This window comes from Aeromonas sp. S16(2024), assembly GCF_041403065.1.
Taxonomy (GTDB): domain Bacteria; phylum Pseudomonadota; class Gammaproteobacteria; order Enterobacterales; family Aeromonadaceae; genus Aeromonas.
Genome location: NZ_JBGLQX010000012.1, coordinates 95,517 through 113,799, shown reverse-complemented (window position 1 = coordinate 113,799; position 18,283 = coordinate 95,517). Strand labels below are relative to the sequence as shown.

General features: G+C 63.7%; 12 protein-coding genes. 6 read left to right on the top strand and 6 right to left on the bottom strand.

Features of this window, described 5'->3' with window-relative positions; all coding sequences use genetic code 11:
* The first annotated feature begins 28 nt into the window (after positions 1-28).
* On the top strand, positions 29-2,710 hold the full coding sequence (locus ACB030_RS11200) for a cation-translocating P-type ATPase (protein WP_371159768.1): 2,682 nt from the start codon (positions 29-31) through the stop codon (positions 2,708-2,710).
* Between the two features lie 23 nt (positions 2,711-2,733).
* Positions 2,734-4,395 (top strand): cation:proton antiporter, encoded by a 1,662-nt coding sequence (locus tag ACB030_RS11195; protein ID WP_371159766.1) that lies wholly within the window; start codon positions 2,734-2,736, stop codon positions 4,393-4,395.
* A gap of 7 nt (positions 4,396-4,402) precedes the next feature.
* Here ACB030_RS11195 and ACB030_RS11190 read toward each other — a convergent pair whose 3' ends face one another.
* The 3 genes from ACB030_RS11190 to ACB030_RS11180 all read right to left on the bottom strand — a co-directional run bounded on the left by ACB030_RS11190 (position 4,403) and on the right by ACB030_RS11180 (position 7,107).
* Positions 4,403-5,329, bottom strand: coding sequence for a LysR family transcriptional regulator (locus ACB030_RS11190; protein WP_371159791.1), 927 nt, complete (start codon positions 5,327-5,329; stop codon positions 4,403-4,405).
* A 115-nt stretch (positions 5,330-5,444) separates the two neighbouring features.
* Positions 5,445-6,641, bottom strand: coding sequence for an aromatic amino acid transaminase (locus ACB030_RS11185; protein ID WP_371159764.1), 1,197 nt, complete (start codon positions 6,639-6,641; stop codon positions 5,445-5,447).
* 190 nt (positions 6,642-6,831) lie between these two features.
* Complete coding sequence (locus ACB030_RS11180; protein WP_205641023.1) at positions 6,832-7,107, bottom strand: metal/formaldehyde-sensitive transcriptional repressor; 276 nt, start codon at positions 7,105-7,107, stop codon at positions 6,832-6,834.
* Positions 7,108-7,176: 69 nt separating this feature from the next.
* Between ACB030_RS11180 and dmeF the strand changes: the two genes are divergently transcribed.
* Complete coding sequence (gene dmeF, locus ACB030_RS11175; protein WP_371159761.1) at positions 7,177-8,172, top strand: CDF family Co(II)/Ni(II) efflux transporter DmeF; 996 nt, start codon at positions 7,177-7,179, stop codon at positions 8,170-8,172.
* Between the two features lie 27 nt (positions 8,173-8,199).
* Here dmeF and ACB030_RS11170 read toward each other — a convergent pair whose 3' ends face one another.
* Positions 8,200-8,613: a hypothetical protein gene (locus tag ACB030_RS11170; protein ID WP_111913645.1), complete on the bottom strand. Its 414-nt coding sequence runs from the start codon at positions 8,611-8,613 to the stop codon at positions 8,200-8,202.
* A gap of 267 nt (positions 8,614-8,880) precedes the next feature.
* Between ACB030_RS11170 and pulA the strand changes: the two genes are divergently transcribed.
* A complete protein-coding gene (pulA, locus tag ACB030_RS11165; RefSeq protein WP_371159759.1) occupies positions 8,881-12,948 on the top strand; it encodes a pullulanase-type alpha-1,6-glucosidase in 4,068 nt (1,355 codons plus the stop codon).
* 195 nt (positions 12,949-13,143) lie between these two features.
* Here the strand turns inward: pulA and ACB030_RS11160 are convergent, their stop codons facing one another.
* Positions 13,144-15,615 (bottom strand): zinc/cadmium/mercury/lead-transporting ATPase, encoded by a 2,472-nt coding sequence (locus ACB030_RS11160; protein WP_371159757.1) that lies wholly within the window; start codon positions 15,613-15,615, stop codon positions 13,144-13,146.
* Between the two features lie 223 nt (positions 15,616-15,838).
* Between ACB030_RS11160 and tpx the strand changes: the two genes are divergently transcribed.
* A complete protein-coding gene (tpx, locus tag ACB030_RS11155) occupies positions 15,839-16,339 on the top strand; it encodes a thiol peroxidase (RefSeq protein WP_042044238.1) in 501 nt (166 codons plus the stop codon).
* Positions 16,340-16,527: 188 nt separating this feature from the next.
* A complete protein-coding gene (locus tag ACB030_RS11150; protein ID WP_371159754.1) occupies positions 16,528-17,748 on the top strand; it encodes a DEAD/DEAH box helicase in 1,221 nt (406 codons plus the stop codon).
* 52 nt (positions 17,749-17,800) lie between these two features.
* Here ACB030_RS11150 and ACB030_RS11145 read toward each other — a convergent pair whose 3' ends face one another.
* Positions 17,801-18,133 (bottom strand): hypothetical protein, encoded by a 333-nt coding sequence (locus tag ACB030_RS11145; protein WP_303809566.1) that lies wholly within the window; start codon positions 18,131-18,133, stop codon positions 17,801-17,803.
* Between the last annotated feature and the right edge of the window lie 150 nt (positions 18,134-18,283).

Sequence of the window (18,283 nt, the reverse complement as noted above, 5' to 3'; positions counted from 1 at the left end):
GTCATGTAACCAGCAGGAGGCAGATATCATGCGTCACCATGACCCCCCTCATGCTCCTCCCACTTGGCACACCCTCAGCAAACAGCAGGTGTTGCAGCAACTGACGGTCGACCCCACACAAGGGCTGACGGAGGCGGAGGCCGCCAGTCGACTGCACCAGCAGGGTGCCAATACGCTTCCCCGCGCCAAGGCCCGCCCGGCTTGGCTGCGTTTATTGCTGCACTTTCACAACCCCCTCATCTATGTGTTGCTCGCCGCCGCCGTCCTCACGTTGCTGTTGAGGGATTTCGTTGACGCTGGGGTGATCCTGGCGGTGATCCTCATCAATGCCCTGATTGGGTACACCCAGGAGGGGAAGGCAGAGCAGGCGTTGGCCGCAGTCAGTGCCATGCTGGCCAGCGAGGCCACTGTCTTGCGTCAGGGGGGCAAGCGCAAGATCCCCGCCAGCCAGTTGGTCCCGGGTGATCTGGTGTGGCTCGAGTCGGGTGACAAGGTGCCAGCGGATCTGCGCCTGTTGCGCACCCATCAACTCCACATCAGCGAGGCGGCCCTGACTGGCGAGTCTCTCCCCGTGAGTAAACAGAGTGAGCCGTTAGCCGCTCATCTGCCGTTGGCGGAGCGAAGCAATATGGCCTATTCGGGCACCCTGGTGAGTCGGGGGCAGGGGATGGGGGTGGTGGTCGCCACCGCCAGCCAGACCGAGATAGGGCGTATCGGAATCATGGTGGGAGAGGTGGTCGCCCTCAGTACTCCCTTGACGCGCCGACTTGATCATTTTGCCCGCCTCATCACGCTGGTGATCTTGCTGGTGGGGGCGCTGGTCTTTGTCTATGGCTACTGGGTACGGGGAATGTCTGTCGACATCCTGTTTCAGGCGGTGGTGGGGTTGGCCGTTGCCGCCATTCCCGAGGGGTTGCCCGCTATCGTGACCATAGTGCTGGCCATAGGTACTCGCATCATGGCAGGGAAGCAGGCGATCGTCAGACGACTGCCAGCGGTGGAGAGCCTGGGGTCGGTGACCATCATCTGCTCCGACAAGACCGGTACCCTGACCTGTAACGAGATGACGGTGGTGCGGGCCATGCTGTGGGAGGAAACCTGGCGTGTCGCGGGGGTGGGATATACCCCGGTCGGCGCCCTCTCTCCGCTGACTCGCGAGCGAGAGGTTGGTGAACCCTTACCCGCCGCCATCACTGCCCTGGCGCAGTGTGCCCTGCTCTGCAATGACGCCCATCTGTTGGCGCATGAGGGGGAGTGGCAACTGGCCGGAGACCCGACCGAAGGAGCCTTGCTGGTCTTTGCGCTGAAAGCGGGTTTGACGGTAGAACACGACCAGCAGGCCCATCCAAGTGTCGATCTGATCCCCTTCGAGTCAGAGCATCAATATATGGCCACCTTGCATCAGGGGGGCTTGCTGCTGCTCAAGGGGGCCCCCGAGCGGGTCATGGCCCTGTGCCAAATGAGTCAACAACAGCATGCGCAGTGGCAGGTGCGTATCGAGCAGGCGGCCAGCCAGGGTGAGCGGGTGCTGGCCCTGGCCGCTGCACAACTTGATGGTGCTAGTTGCCAACTGACCCCTGACATGTTGCAGGGGATGACCCTGCTTGGCATGGTCGGCATGGTGGATCCTCCGCGGGAGGATGCGGTTCACGCGATTGCCGAGTGTCAACGGGCCGGGATCCGGGTCAAGATGATCACCGGGGATCACGGTGCCACCGCCGAGGCCATAGGGCGTCAGCTGGGATTGTTGGCCTGTACCCCGACCACCGGGGGGGAGATGGATACTCTGGATCCGGCGGCGCTGGCCGAGCGAGTGCGTCATTGCGATGTCTATGCCCGTGCCAGCCCGGAGCACAAGTTGCGGCTGATCATGGCGATGCAGGCCAATGGCGAGCTGGTCGCCATGACCGGAGATGGGGTCAATGACGCCCCGGCCCTCAAGATGGCTGACATCGGGGTCGCTATGGGCCATAAGGGCACGGACGCGGCGCGGGAAGCCTCCGATCTGGTGCTGACCGATGACCACTTTGCCACCATTGCCCGAGCGGTGCGCGAGGGGCGGGTGGTCTTTGACAACATCAAGAAATCCTTGCTGTTTATCCTGCCCACCAACGGGGGACAGGCCGGGGTGTTACTGCTGGCTATCCTTGCCGGTGTGGCCATGCCGATCACCGCCGCCCAGATCCTCTGGATCAATATGGTGACGGCGGTCACGCTGGCGCTGGCCTTCGCGTTCGAGCCTGCCGAGCCGGGCGTGATGGATCATCCGCCTCGGCCTGCGGGGCAATCCTTGATCACCCCCATTCTGGCGGCGCGGATTGCCTTCGTCACCCTGTTGATGATTGCAGTGACCTTTGCGGTGTTCGAGTGGGAGTTGGCGCGGGGAAGCTCGCTGGAGCAGGCGCGGACGGCCGCGGTCAATATGCTGGCGTTGGGGGAGTTGGCCTATCTGTTCAACGTCCGCAACTTTACCGCCCCGGCTTGGGGAAGAGGGGGGCGGAGGGGGAATCCGGTAGCGATCTGGGTCTGTTTGATACTGGTGATGTTGCAACTGCTCTTTACTTATCTGCCCTTGATGCAGCAGGTATTCCACAGCGAGGGGCTAGATGTGACCTCGTGGGGGCTGATCCTGCTGTTTTCTGTCTTGATATTTCTGCTCGTGGAGTGTGAAAAAGCCTGTTGGCGTTGGCGGCAGGTCACCCGGATTTGAATCTCGCTGGGGAGTGACAACGAATGCATCAGATGTTTGCCGAGTTTGCCCTCTTGTTGCTGCTATCCGCGCTGGCGGGGGGGATTGCCATCTGGTTGCGTCAACCTGTGCTGATTGCTTACATCGCGGTTGGGATTGTGGTGGGCCCCGCGGTACTTGAGTTGGTATCCCCCCATGGCTCGATGGCTTACGAGCAGATTGATCTGCTGGCTCAGATTGGCGTGGTGGTGTTGCTGTTTGTGGTGGGTCTCAAGCTTGATCTGCAGCATGTGCGTCATCTTGGTCCCGTTGCCCTGGCGACCGGGCTGGGCCAACTCTGTTTCACCATAGTGATTGGTTTTGGTTTGATCCTGCTGCTGGGCAAGCCACCGCTGGAAGCCATCTATGTGGCGGTAGCGCTCACCTTTTCCAGTACCATCATCATCGTCAAGTTGCTCTCGGATAAACGGGAGCTGGACTCCCTGCACGGCCGGATCGCCGTCGGTTTTCTGATCGTGCAGGATCTGGCGGTGGTGTTGGCGATGATGGCCATGAGTACCCTGCGCACCGAGGGCGGTGGTTGGGATCAGGTGATACTCTCCCTGACGGTGAGGCTGGTCGCGGCGGGAGTGACTATCTTCGTGCTGATGCGTTATCTGCTGCCCTACCTGGTGCGGCGGATGGCGCGATCTCAGGAGCTGCTGCTGATCTTTGCCATCGCCTGGGCCACCGGCCTCGCGGCGCTGGGGGAGTGGACCGGCTTCTCCAAGGAGGCGGGTGCTTTTCTGGCTGGATTTACCCTGGCGTCCAATCCCTATCGGGATGCGATTAATGCCAGATTGACCGGCATTCGTGACTTCTTGCTGCTGTTCTTCTTCATCGACCTGGGTGCCAAGCTCGATTTCAGTACCTTGGGCGATGAGCTATTGCCTGCCGTGCTGCTCTCACTCTTTGTGCTGATTGGTAACCCCTTGATCGTGATGATCATCATGGGCTATATGGGCTATCGCAAGCATACCGGTTTTATGGCAGGCCTCACCGTGGCCCAGATCAGCGAGTTCTCTATCATCTTTGTGGCCATGGGGATCTCGCTGGGTCATGTGGGCAGTAGCGCGCTCGGATTGACCACGCTGGTGGGGCTTATCACCATCGCCCTTTCCACCTATATGATCCTCAACTCTCACTGGTTGTTTGCGCGCCTCTCTCCCTTGTTGGGCTGGGTCGAGCGGGCGCACCCCTATCGTGAAAACAGTGATGAGCAGGGCACCCTTGCCGAGCCTGGGGTGGATCTGCTGGTGGTGGGGCTGGGGCGCTATGGTGAACATTTACTCAAAGGGCTGTTGCAGCAAGGGATCAGGGGGATGGGGGTCGATTTTGATCCTGAGCTGGTGGGGCGATTGCGGCGGGAGGGGTTGCCGGTGCGCTACGGAGACGCCTGTGATGCCGGTTATCTCGATAGCTTGCCGCTGTCGACCACGCGGGGAGTAGTGAACACCCTGCCGGACCTGCACTCCACCATGAGGCTGCTTCACTCCCTGCGGGAACATCGCTATCAGGGGCAGGTGACGCTGGTGGCACGCCATGAACAGGATAGCTGCGTGTTGGAGCTGATGGCGGGCGCTCATGTGATCTATCCCCATCGGGATGCGGTGCAGTACGCCATCGGCGAGCTGCTTACCCGGTTGGGCAGACCCCAGTCCCATTGACATGACTCTACGCTAGCGCATTAGCCAGCGCATGCAGTTGCTGGCGCAGCCAGCGGTGGGCCGGATTTTCTCCCGCCGGGCCATACCACACCAGGCTGTGGCTCACCCTGCCGTAGTCAAAGGGTACCGGTCGGATGACCAACCTTGAGTGCGTCGCTATCTGTGTCGCCCAGCCACCGATGGCGGTGAGGATCAGGTCGGTGTGGGGCAACAGGGCGGCCGCACTGGTGAAATCAGGCAGGGTGGCGCCTATCTGTCGCCTTGCCTGTTGTTGAGCCAGGCTCTGTTCGAAAAAGGGGTTGGCCAGTTCACTGTCGCGAATGGCGAGATGGCGCCAGCTTAAGTAAGCATCGAGGTCCCAGGGACGACTCAGGGCCGGATGGTCGACCCGCAGCAGGCATACCAGCTGATCTTCGCGCAGGGTCTCCCATACCAGGCCGGGGTGACGGGGCAGGGGTTGGCTCTGATCATGGGGCAAGATCACGAAGTCGAGTCTGCCCGCTGCCAGTGCCGCCAGGCCCTGTTCATCCTTGCTCCAAATTTCGGGGACCAACCCCGGTACCTGTTGCATCAGCTGGCCGAGAAGGGGGCCAACCGGCCAGGTCATCAGGCTCTCCCGCAGTCCCAATTTCAGGGTGCCTTGCCACTGCCGGGGATCAAAGGCGCTCTGGCAGGTGAGGCCGTTGAGCTCGCTTAGCAGCCGGTGCAACGTGGGCCCGAGCCGTTCGGCAAAGGGGGTCAGCAACAGCTGGTTGCCCTGACGGTAGAGCAGCTGATCGCCGAGCAGATCCCGCAACTGGTTGAGGGTCTTGCTGACGGTGGAGGGGGTAGTGCAGAGCCGCTCGGCGGTGCGGGTGACGCTCTGGCTGTCGAGCAGCAGGTGCAGGGTCACCAGATGGCGTCCGCCGAGGCGTGAGAGCGCGATGAGATCCATAAAACCTTCCGGGATGAAGCCCGTGCGGGCGAGGATGAGGGGAACGTCTGGCAGCCGGGATTGCCCCTCCAGACGGAACAAACAAAAAGCCCCGCCGAAGCGGGGCTTGCACGGATTACCCCTTGAGCACGGCGGCCATGGCGTCGGCCACATAGTCGACGTTGCGGCTGTTGAGGCCCGCCACGCACATGCGACCCGAGCGCACCAGATAGACGGCGAACTCTTCGCGCAGGCGGTCAACCTGCTCCGGCGTGAAGCCGGTGTAGCTGAACATGCCGCGCTGATTGATGAAGTAGCCAAAATCACGGCCCGGCACCTTGGCGCAGAGCACCTCGTAGAGCTTCTGGCGCATCGCCTTGATGCGGGTGCGCATCTCGGTCACCTCGCCAACCCACAGGGCGTGCAGCTCGGGCTGGCTCATCACGGCCGCGGCTACCTGACCGCCGTGGGTGGGGGGGCTGGAGTAGTTGCGGCGCACGGTTGCCTTCATCTGGCCCAGCACCCGGCCCGCCTCTTCGGCATCTTTGCAGATGACCGACAGGCCGCCGCAGCGCTCGCCGTAGAAGGAGAGGTTCTTGGAAAACGAGTTGCTGACGAAGAAGCTGACACCGGCGGCCACCATGGCGCGGATGGCGTAGGCATCCTCTTCCAGCCCGTCACCGAAGCCCTGATAGGCGATATCCATAAAGGGAATTAGCCCCTTATCCACCACCAGCGCTATCACCTGGTCCCACTGGGCAGAGGAGAGATCCACCCCGGTCGGGTTGTGACAGCAGGGGTGCAGCAGCACTATGCTCTTCGCCGGCAGGCTGCTCAGGCAGTCGATCATGGCATCGAACTGGACGCCGCCGGTGGCCGCATCGTAGTAGGGGTAGTCGTGCACCTGGATGCCGGCCCCCTCGAACATGGCCTTGTGGTTGTCCCAGGTGGGATTGCTGACCCACACCTCGGAGGTCGGGAAGTAACGCTTGAGCAGGTCGGCGCCGATCTTGAGCGCGCCGGAGCCGCCTATGGTCTGGATGGTGGCGATGCGACCCGCCTTGACCGCTTCATGGTCGGCGCCAAACAGCAGGTGCTGCACCGCAGTGCGGTAGTTGGCGGCACCCTCCATCGGCTGATAGGGGCGCGGCGCCGGCGCGGCGGCGCGCTGGGCTTCGGCCTGCTGCACCGAGGGCAGCAGCGGAATGCGGCCCTGCTCGTCGTAATAGAGGCCGATCCCCAAGTTTACCTTCTGCTCGCGGGTGTCTTTGTGGAAGGTCTCGACCAGGGTCAGTATGGGGTCGCCAGCATAGGCATCGACGTGTTCAAACATGGGGGGTCCTTGCGAAGTGGAATCCAGTATAAGGGGATCAATGATCGGCGGTCATGATGGCGTAAAGCAGGCGAGGGCTCAAGTCTGAAACGGGCCCGCCGTGCACAGCCCTGGCCCCTTTTGCTGTAAAGGGGTCGGGTCCGGACTCGTTCCCATGGCTGGCGCCAGTGGCGAGCCGGTCGGGGAGCCTTTACTTCAGATAGGATCGCAATACCCGTACCACCTGATCCAGATCCTCCAGCCGCTCGGCCGGGGTCGCCTCTTCGGCGCCGAGATGCTCGCGCATATGGCCTTCCAGCACCTCCAGCATCAGGCCGTTGACGGCGCCACGGATGGCGGCGATCTGCTGCAAGATGGCGGCGCAGTCGGTCTCCTGCTCCAGCGCACTCTCCAGGGCGCCGGTTTGTCCCTTGATGCGCCTGACCCGGGCCAGCAGCTTCTTCTTGTCGTGAACCGTGTGTGACATGGGATCCTCTCGCACAATAAAACTATACTGGGGTATAGTATATTGCATCATCGCTCTCAGGAGAAATCCATGTCATCCCTCACCTCATGCCACTGCCATCAACCCGTCGTGCACCAGGGGAATCCGCTGGCGGAACAGAAAACCCGCTGGGCCGTGTTGCTCACCCTCGTCATGATGGTGGCGGAGATCGGTGGCGGCTGGTTCTACAACTCCATGGCGCTGCTGGCGGATGGCTGGCACATGAGCTCCCATGCCCTGGCCCTCGGCCTCTCCGTCGTGGCCTATCGCGCCGCCCGCCACTTCGCCCGGGATCACAGATTCAGCTTCGGTACCTGGAAGATAGAGGTGCTGGGAGGTTTCAGCAGCGCCCTGCTGCTGGTGGGGGTGGCGGGCCTGATGCTGTTCGAATCGGTGGCCCGGCTGCTGGATCCCAGCCCGATCCACTATCAGCAGGCCATCGGCATCGCCCTGCTCGGCCTCTTGGTGAACCTGGCCTGCGCCTGGCTGCTCAAGGATGATCATGACCATCATCACGGTCATGCTCATCATCACGACCACGACCATGACCATCACCACGGCCACGTTCATCATCACGATCATCACCAGGGTCACGACCATGATGCTCACCCCCACGACCACGGCCATCAGGATCTGAACCTGCGTGCCGCCTACCTCCACGTGCTGGCGGATGCGGCCACCTCTGTGCTGGCCATCATAGCCCTGGTGGGGGGCATGCTGTGGGGGGCCGACTGGCTGGATCCCCTGATGGGCATAGTGGGGGCCGTGCTGGTGGCGATCTGGGCCCGGGGGTTGCTGCGGGACACGGGGCGGGTGCTGCTGGATGCGGAGATGGACGCTCCCCTGGTGGCGGAGATCCGCGAGGTGATAGCCGAGCTGCCTGACGCCGAGATCCGCGATCTGCACGTCTGGCGGGTGGGACAGGTGCAGTATGCGGCCGTGCTCTCCCTGCGAATGGCGGTCCCAGTCCCGGCCCAGGCGATCCGCGAACGGCTCGCCATCCACGAGGAGCTGGTGCACCTGACCATAGAGATAGCGCAGGGATGAGGCCAGCCGGGCCTCCGGGGCCCGGCCTCAGTGTGGCGGGCGCTCGTTTTCCCCCTTGGCCTGATCCTGCCAGAGCGAGCCCAGCATCAGCTTGAGCAGCAACCCAGGGGGATCATCCAGCAGTCGACCCGGCTCCAGCAGCAGGTGGCCGTCGGCGCGAAAGCCCAGGCTGGCGTGGGTCTTTCCCTCGTCATCCAGGATCTGGATGATGCCGACCAGGGTTCCCCGCTCACCGGGCTGACAGCGCAGCCGCAGCTCGCGCGGCTCACCCAGCAGGGTGAAGGCCCGGCAGAGGGGCGGCGTTTCTTCGTAATCGGGCCAGCTGAAGAAGTGATACTGCTCGGCGAGCCCCCCGGCCTGCTGGCAAAATTGGTGGAACAGCTGGGCAATCCCCTGATACTCCTGATCCAGCCGTTTTGCCTGCTCCTCGATCCGTTTCATAGGCCATGACTCCTTGCTATCCATTTGAACGGAAATTGATTTTTCCGCCATGAACCCCTCTCTTGTGCTGGTATGGGCCCAAAGCCGGGGCGGGTCTGTGAGCGCGATCCAATTTTCGTTATGAAAACGTTATCTTGTTGAAACGGATTGGTTTTTTTTGCCCTGCTGCTCACATTTACAACAATCTCCGCTGATTAATATGGCATCGCTCGGCTACGACCGGGTACCTCGAGTATCGAGACCAACTACAGCGGGAATTATAAAAAAATGGATATGAAAAAGACCAAAGTGGCGCTGGTAACAGCCTCACTGCTCGCGCTTTTGTCAGGCTGTAACGACAACAGTTCTTCGACTCCTACCCCCACCCCTCAGGATGAGCCTGTCGCTCGTCTTCCCAACGTCCAGCCCCCGGCCGAGCTGCTGGTGGCCGGTCCCGATGAGGCCGTGATCGCCCTGGTGGATACCCAGAGCAGCGCGGCGCGCGGTATCACAGGGCCCTTCGCCAGCCACAGCCTGCACCTGTGGAATAACGATGCCTGCAGCGCCATCGATAAGACCAAGGTTCCCAGCTATGACGATTGGGACAGCAAGGCGAATGTTCCAGCCGATGCGGACAGCTTCGGCCCGGCCTGGGTGGTGCCGCTGGCCAAGATGGAGGGCTGCATCAACTTCATCGCGCGCAACGGCGATCTGGCCAACCTGACCGGCGCCAACATGGAGGTCATCTTCAGCGATCACCCGGATCGCACAGTGGCCATAGTCGCGGGCAAGAACGAGATCTTCGGCAGCCGTGCCGAGGCCTTCACCGCCGCCTTCGGCGTGGCGGGGGCCAGTGCCCACCTCATCGACGGCAACACACTCATCTGGCAAGGGGGCAAGGACAAGCCCTATGTGCGCCTCTACCACACCGAATCAGGCACCATCACCGCCAATGCCGAAGGGGTATTCGACTTCCCCTATATCAAGCTGACCCCGACCAGCCTCTCGGCCTCGCAGCAGGCCAAGTACCCGCACCTCAAGGATGCCGCCGCCTTTGCCCTGCCATCGGGCGCGGATCTCAAGCCCCTGCTCAAGGGGGAACTGGTGGCCATAGGCACGGATGACGAGGGTGTGTTGCAGGGGGCTACCCTGGTGCAGAGCGCCGGTGCCCTCGATGCCCTCTATGCCGATGCCGCCACCAAGCTGGCCTATGGCGCCATAGTGGAAGGGGGCAACGTCACCTTCCGGCTCTGGGCTCCGACCGCCAGGTCGGTCAAGCTGGCGCTCTTTGACGAGCAGCACAAGGCCCTCGGCGAGCGCGCCATGACACAAGACGAAGCCAGCGGCAGCTGGAGCCTGCAGGGCGGCAGTGACCTGGTGGGCAAGTACTATCGCTATGCCGTCGAGGTCTATCATCCGGTCAGCCGCAAGCTGGAATCCTACCAGGTGACAGACCCCTACTCCCTGAGCCTGGCTATGAACTCCGAGTTCAGTCAGGTGGTGGATCTGGACGATCCTGCCCTCAAACCCGAGGGCTGGGACAGCCTCAAGGCCCCCCACAGCCAGGCCAATCCCGCCGACATCACCATCTATGAGGCCCATGTCCGGGACTTGACCGGCAATGACGACTCCACTCCGGCCGAGCACCGCGGCAAGTTCCTCGGGCTGACCGACAGCGACAGCGTCCCCGTCACCCACCTGAAATCCCTGGCCAAGAGCGGCGTCAGCCACCTGCATCTGCTGCCGGTGTTCGACATCGCCACCGTCAACGAGGATCCGGCCAAGGTAGCCAACATCGGCGATGACTTCAGCAAGCTGTGCGAGGTCAATGCCGAGGTCAAGAACTCCAGGTTCGCCAGCCACTGCGGCGGCGGTGAGACCATTGCGGCGGTGCTGGAAGATCTGCAAGCCAGCGACAGCAAGGAGAATCCTGTGGTGCAGGAGCTGTATGGCTATCTGCGCGGGGTGGACTCCTTCAACTGGGGCTATGACCCCTACCACTACAGCACCCCGGAAGGTTCCTACGCCACCAATGCGGAGGGGACGGCCCGGATCAAGGAGTTCCGCGAGATGGTCATGGCCATCAAGCAGAACATCGGCATGAACGTGGTGATGGATGTGGTCTACAACCACACCAACGAAGCTGGCCTGGGGCCCAAATCCGTGCTCGACAAGATAGTGCCCTGGTACTACCAGCGCCTCAATCCCGAGACCGGCTCGGTCGAGAACTCCACCTGCTGCTCCAACACGGCGCCTGAACACGCCATGTTCGCCAAGCTGATGGACGACTCCCTGGTGACCTGGGCGCGGGACTACAAGATCGATGCCTTCCGCTTCGATCTCATGGGTCATCACCCGAAAGATCAGATGGTGCAGGCCCTGGCCGAGGTGAAGAAGGTCAATCCCGAGATGTACTTCTACGGCGAGGGCTGGAACTTCGGCGAAGTGCAGGATGACAAGCGCTTCGTGCAGGCGACCCAGAAACACCTGGCCGGCACCGGCATCGGCTCCTTCTCCGATCGGTTGCGGGATGCGGTGCGCGGCGGCAGCCCGTTCGACGGCGGTGAGGCCATTCGCAAGACCCAGGGCTTCGGCAACGGCGCCCTGGTGGATGCCAACGAGCTGGACGGCGTGGATCTCGCCACCGCCCTGCATCAGTCAGACCTGGTGCGCCTCGGCATGGCGGGCAACCTCAAGGAGTTCGTGCTGACCGACAAGGACGGCGTGCCGAAGAAGGGCGCCGACATCGACTACAACGGTCAGGCCGCAGGTTATGCCCAGGATCCGACCGAAGTTCAGAACTACGTCGACAAGCACGACAACCAGACCCTGTTCGACAACCTGGTCTACAAGGCGCGGGGAGGGGCCGATCTGGTGCGGATGCAGGGGGTATCGCTGGCCACCGCCATGCTGGGGCAGGGCATTCCCTTCACTCACGCCGGGGTCGAGCTGCTGCGCTCCAAGTCCATGGAGCGTGACAGCTACGACTCCGGTGACTGGTACAACCGAGTCGATTACACCCTCGGAGACAACAACTTCGACAAGGGCTTGCCGCGCAAGGACAAGGACGAGGCCAACTACGCGCTGATCGAGCAGGTGCTCGGCCAGCACGCCACGCCGGGGTCGGCCGAGATGCAGCAGATGGTGAGCTTCTACCAGGAGCTGTCCGAGCTGCGTCAATCCTCCCGTCTGCTGCGTCTTGGCAGCGGGGCTGAGGTAATCAAGCGGGTCGACTTCCGCAACACCGGGCCGGATCAGGTGCCGGGTCTCATCGTGATGAGCGTGGACGACGGTGCGAGCGCGGGTGCGGATCTGGATACCGCCATCGACGGCCTGGTGGTGATGATCAACGCCAGCAATGCCCCCCAGAGCATCGGCGACTTCCGTGACGGCAACGATCAGCCCATCGATCTCTCCGGCATGGTGCTGAGTGGCAAGCATCGCGGGGTCGACAGCATCGCCAGTGGCGCCGGCTATGACAACGGCCAGCTGACCCTCGGAGCCTGGTCTGCCGCCGTCTTCGTCAAACCACAGAGTGGCGCCCAGGGCGCGGGCCTGCCGGTGGGCAAGAAGACTGACCTGAGCACCCTGCCCCCCTTCGGTGACACCGCGCTCTTCATGAAGGGCTTCCTGGATACCAGCTTCGGGGAGAAGAACCCGCTGACCTTCACCAGCAACTTCATGTACGAGTTCAGCGCTGAAGTGACGGCGGATCAGCTTGGCAACACAGAGCTGAAGGTGGCCGACGCTGGCTGGAACATCAACTACGGCAGCTGCAACGCCGGTGACAAGCTGGTGGTGGGCACGCCGCTGACCCTGTGTGCCGGTGGTTCAACGGGCAACGTCGGGTTGGCGCTGGACAAGGCAGGCAGCTACAAGTTCGTCTTCACCGCCATGAACAAGGAGAAGCCGACCTTGAGCGTCAGCTACACAGAGCCGGTGCAGAGCTGCAAGGTGCTGGATACGGTGGCGGGCAACCCGCTGGGCTTCCCGCTCTATGTTCGCGGCAGCCTGAGCGACTGGAACGCACAACCGGCTTACCAGCTGAGCTACAAGGGGATGGAGGGCAACCTCGCCATCTATCAGGCCGCCTTCAACTACGGGGGCAGCTTTGACTTCAAGTTTGCCAACGATGACGGCAACTGGAGCAAGCAGTTCTTCGTCAAGGATGCCGGTGGCACCCTGATCGCGCTGGAGCCCGAGCAGTCCTATCCGCTGCAGCACGGCGATGGTGGCATGGGCAACAACAGCATGACTCTGGCCCAGGGCCTGTGGAGCTTCCTGGTCAAGGTCGATCCGGCCAAGACCTCTGGCGAGGTGGGCACAGTGATAGTCCAGGAGTGCAGCGCCAAGTAAGCTATCCCATCGAGCCCGGGACTGGCTCGGCAGCCCCGGGTTGAATTCCACCTCGCCAAGGGTGGGATAACCCCGAGAGAGTAAGCAAAGCGCGACTGCCAGAGGGCAGCCGCGCTTTTTCTTTGCAGGTATGGGGGGAAGGGAAAGAGAAAAGCCGTCACCCCGGGGTGACGGCTTTGTGTTGCTGGCTGAACCTCAGCGCTTGCGCAGCAGTCGCAGGGCGTTGGCGGTGACCAGAGCGGTGGCACCGGTATCCGCCAGCACGGCTATCCACAGACCCGTGATGCCGAGCAGGCTGGTGACCAGGAAGATGGCCTTGAGCCCCAGCGCCAGGGCTATGTTCTGGTGGATATTGGCGAGCGCGGCGCGGGACAGCCGGATCATGGCGGCCAGGCCGCCGAGCTGGTTGTGGGTCAGGGCCGCGTCGGCGGTCTCCAGCGCCACGTCGGTGCCGCCCCCCATGGCGATGCCGATGCTGGCCCGCTTCATGGCGGGGGCGTCGTTGATGCCATCCCCTATCATGGCCACCTTGCGGGTGCTGGCGAGCTGGCTTATCTCCTCCACCTTGCCCTCAGGCAGCAGGCCGGCCCGCCACTCCATGCCGAGCTCATTGGCGATCGCCTCGGCGGCGCGCGGGTTGTCCCCGGTCAACATGATGCTTTGCAGGCCAAGCTCCCTCAGCTCACGCAGAGCCGCCACGGCGTCTGGCCGGATCTGGTCCCGCAGCGCCAGCAGTGCGACCGGTGTGGTGAGAGCAGTTCCCTCTCCCTCTGGGAGAGGGTGGGGTGAGGGTGCCTGACAGAGCACCACCACCGTCTTGCCCTGTGCCTCCAGGTGGCTGACTTGCTGGTTGATGGCCTCGTCGAGGCTAGGGATCCGGCTCGGGGCCAGCAGCTGCCAGAGGGCGCCGTCGATGAGTCCCTCCACCCCCATGCCGGGGAGGGCGCGCAGATCCTGTGCGTTGGCCAAGGTCAGCCCCTGCTCGCTCGCGGCAGCCACCACGGCGCGGGCCAGGGGGTGGTGGGAACCCTGCTCTATGGCGGCGGCCAGGGCCAGCAGTTCGGCCTCCGGTCGGCCATCCAGGCTTGTCAGCTCGGTCAGCTGGGGCTTGCCCAGGGTCAGGGTGCCTGTCTTGTCAAAGGCAACTGTGTCTATATGGGCCAGTCGCTCCAGGGCCGCACCGCCCTTGATCAGGGCCCCTTGGCGGGTTGCGGCGGCCAGGGCCGAGGTGACCGCCGCCGGGGTGGAGATCACCAGGGCGCAGGGGCAGCCGATGAGCAGCAGCGCCAGGGCGCGGTAGATCCACTCGTCCCAGCCCTGGCCGAAGGCGAGCGGCGGTACCAGCATCACCAGCAGGGCGACCAGCATCATGGCCGGGGTGTACCAGCGGCTGAAGCGGTCGATGAAGCGCTCTATGGGGGCGCGCTGGCTCTCGGCCTCCTCGATGAGGTGCAGGATGCGATCGATGGCGTTGTTGCCGGGCTCGGAGACCACCTCGAGGCGCAGCACCCTATCCGCCGCCAGACTGCCGGCGGGCACCTTGTCACCCTGACGGCGCTCCACCGGGATGGACTCGCCGGTCAGGGCGCTCTCGTCAAAGGCCCCAAGGGCATCGATCAGGCGGGCGTCCGCAGGCAGACGGGCGCCGGGGGCGATTTCGATGATGTCGCCCGGGCGCAGTTCGTCGGCGGCCACCTCTTCCCGTCTTTCACCTTCTGCGGTGGTACGAATGCGCAGCGCCTGGTCGGGCACCAGGGCCATCAGGGCGGTGACCCCGGCGCGGGCACGACCGGCGGCGTAGGCCTCCAGGTGTTCCCCCAGCATGAAGAGCAGCAGCACCATGGCCGCCTCTGCGGTCTCGCCGAGGAAGAGGGCACCGAGCGCCGCCACCGTCATCAGGGTCTCGATGGCGAAGGGGGAGCCGCTCTTGGTCAATGCCCAGGCCTTGCGGGCGACGGGCCAGAGCCCCCAGAGTGTCGCCAGGGTAAAGAGCGGCTGGCCGAACTGGGCCGGCAGCAGGGCCGCCACCAACATCAGGGCGGCCAGGGAGAGGGGTTGCCCATATTTGCCAAATAAGTTGCCGAGCAGGGTCAGCAAGGGGCTGCGATGCTTGTCATCGGCGGCCTTGGCACTGGCCTCGCCCTTGAGCCGGAAGCCAGCGGCAAGCACGGCTGCGGTGACGGGATCGGGGGAGAGGTCGGGGGCGAGATCCACCACCAGCTTCTCGGTGGCAAACAGCACGCGGGCCTGCTGCACGCCGGCCACCCGACCGACGGCGGTCTCTATCTTGCGGGCGCAGCTGGGGCAGTCCATGCCCAGCACCTGCCAGCTGTGGCGGCGACTGTTCTGGGTCGGCGAAGCCAGGGGCTCGGGGCTGTCGGCGACCGACTGATGATCATGACCAGCATGGTCGCTATGGTCATGAGCCGGCTGCGAGTCACAGCAACCCTGACTCTGGCAACTTCCTCTGGGGGGCTCTTCATCCCCCGGTGATTCGTTTACCCCCTGCTCCTGATGGGCATGGGAGGCCGTACCGGCGCTGCAGCTGACTGGGGCCGCATTGTCGCAGCAGTGGCTGTCGTGCCCGTGTTCGTGTTGATGGGGGGCGGCCTTGCCGATGGCCTTGATGGGGGCGGCATGGGAATGGCTGCAGCAGGATTTGCTCATGATGAGTCCCTCTTGAGTGGATCCCGCCCCTGCGGGATCCCTAATGTCTGAGCCCAGTGTAAACCTTGGTGTTAAGTCCAAGGTCAAGCCCCTCTTTGCACCATCTCAGCGGGACGGGCGAGACAAGGCGGCAACAAATCCCTCTTGTTAGCGGGTGTTTGTCCCCTGCCGCTGGGCCTATACTGGGAACCCTGGATCCCCCATCGATAATCAAGGACCTAACATGAGCAATACCGTCACCCTGCAAGGCAACCCCGTCTCCGTCTCCGGCCACTTCCCCGTTGCCGGTGAGCAGGCCAAGCCCTTCTCCCTGGTTGCTGGCGATCTGTCCGATGCGACCCTGGCGACCTTCGCCGGAAAGCGCAAGATCCTGAACATCTTCCCGAGCGTCGATACCCCGACCTGCGCCACCTCCGTGCGCAAGTTCAACGAGCAGGCCAGCGCCCTGAACAACACAGTGGTGCTGTGCATCTCCGCCGATCTGCCGTTCGCCCAGGCCCGTTTCTGCGGCGCCGAGGGTCTGGACAAGGTAGTGAACCTCTCCACCCTGCGTGGCGTCTCCTTCCTGCAGGACTACGGCGTGGCCTTCTCCTCCGGTCCCCTGGTGGGCCTGGCTGCCCGTGCCATCGTGGTGCTGGATGAAAACGACAAGGTGCTGCACAGCGAGCTGGTGGCCGAAGTGGCCGACGAGCCGAACTACGCCGCCGCCCTGGCCGCCCTGTAAGTTTCGTCTTGCCCTGATTGCCGACGGCCTGCTGATGCAGGCCGTTTTTATTGCGGGCGCCGTGGCCCTAAGGGTTGAGGTGAACAGACTCGCTGGCCCATATACCCCCACTTCTTCTCACCGACCTTTTACTTATGGGGTCAGGCTGGCTAGACTTCGCCTCCCACTTCTTCCTGCCGCGTAGCCCCATGACTTTTAACGAACTCCACCTCGATCCCGCCCTGCTGGCCGCCTTGCCTGCCGAATTGCATACCCCGACTCGCATCCAGCAGCTTGCCATTCCGGCGGCGCTGAAGGGCCAGGATCTGCTGGCGCTGGCCCAGACCGGCAGCGGCAAGACACTGGCGTTCGGCCTGCCGCTGCTGCAGGGGCTGGACTCGGCCTCCGATCGGGTACAGGGGCTGGTGCTGGTGCCGACCCGGGAGCTGGCGACCCAGGTGAGCGCCGCGCTGCAGGGCGGAGCCGAGGCGTTGGGGCTGCGTCTCCTGACCCTGTGCGGCGGCGTGGCCCAGGAGCAGCAACAGGCCGAGCTGGCCCTGGGGCCCCAACTGCTGGTGGCGACCCCGGGGCGACTGCGGGACTTGCTGGCCCAGTGGCTGCTGGGACTGAGCCACCTGCGCACCCTTGTGCTGGATGAGGCTGATCGCCTGCTGGAGATGGGCTTCTGGCCCGATATCCAGTGGCTGATGAACGCCATGCCTGCCGAGCGGCAGAACCTGCTCTTCTCCGCCACCCTGCCAACCGAGCTCGAGACCCTGGCCACCGGCCTGCTGACGAACCCGGTGCGCATCGAGGCAACCCCCCTCAACAGCCTGGTGAGCGAGATCGAGGAGCGGCTCCATCTGGTCAACAAGAGCAGCAAGGTGCCGGCGCTCATCGGCTTGCTCAAGGGGCAGGAGTGGCCTCAGGTGCTGGTGTTTATCAGCGCGCGGGACGATGCCGACGCCGTGGCCAGAAAGCTCGCCAAGGCGGGCATAGCGGTGGCGGCCCTGCACGGGGAGAAGGAACAAGGGGTGCGGGAGCAGGCGCTTGCCGATTTCAAGGCGGGCAGGGTGCGGGTGCTGGTGGCCACGGATCTGATGGCGCGCGGCATCCACGTGGAGGCACTGCCTGTGGTGATCAACCTGGACTTGCCCGCCAATGCCCCCGTCTATGTGCATCGTATCGGCCGCACCGCCCGCGCCGGGCGCAAGGGCCTCGCCCTCTCCCTGGTCTGCCATGGGGAGGCTGAGACCCTCGCCGCCATCCGCACCCTGACCGGTCGTGCGCTGCCGCTGGCCGAGCTTGAAGGCTTCCCGGTCACCGACCAGCCTGCGAGCGGGGAAGGCAAGCGAGCCCCCAGGGACAAGCAGGCGAATCGCCGCACCGCCAACAAGCGCAGCGTCAAGCAGTTCAAGGGCAAGGCATGACGAACTGACCTCTTCCATGAGTCGACAGTGAACCCGGCTCATGAGGGTTCACTCAGCGCAGGTCCTGCTCCTGGCCGAAGAAGTCCCGTCGCCACTGGCCGAGCACCGCCGCCCTGTGCTGCTGCCAGCGTGCGGCGCCCATGGTGTCCCGGCTTGCCGCCAACTGCTGCTCCAGCTCGGCCAACTGCTGCTGATAGCGGGCACCTTGCTCCGCTGGCAGCCACTGCGCCATGCTGACCTCGGCCCGGGGGAAGTGGCGGCTCAGGCTTCCCCGCAACGCCTCTTCCCACCCTTGCCATATCCCGCCGGGAGAGGGCTCCTGCCAGGTCAGATGGAGCAGCAACAGCATACTCAGCAGGGCGGCATAACCGAGAGGCTTGGGCATCATAAGATCCTTGTCGAGGCTCGCCGGGAGCTGGGGAACGGGATCCATTCACCCAGATTTTCGTGACAAGGAGATGAAGGGGTCAGCGGCGTGTCGGGAGGGGAAAGGGCAGCGCGTCCAGAGACGCGCCAGGCTACACGGGGGGCAAAC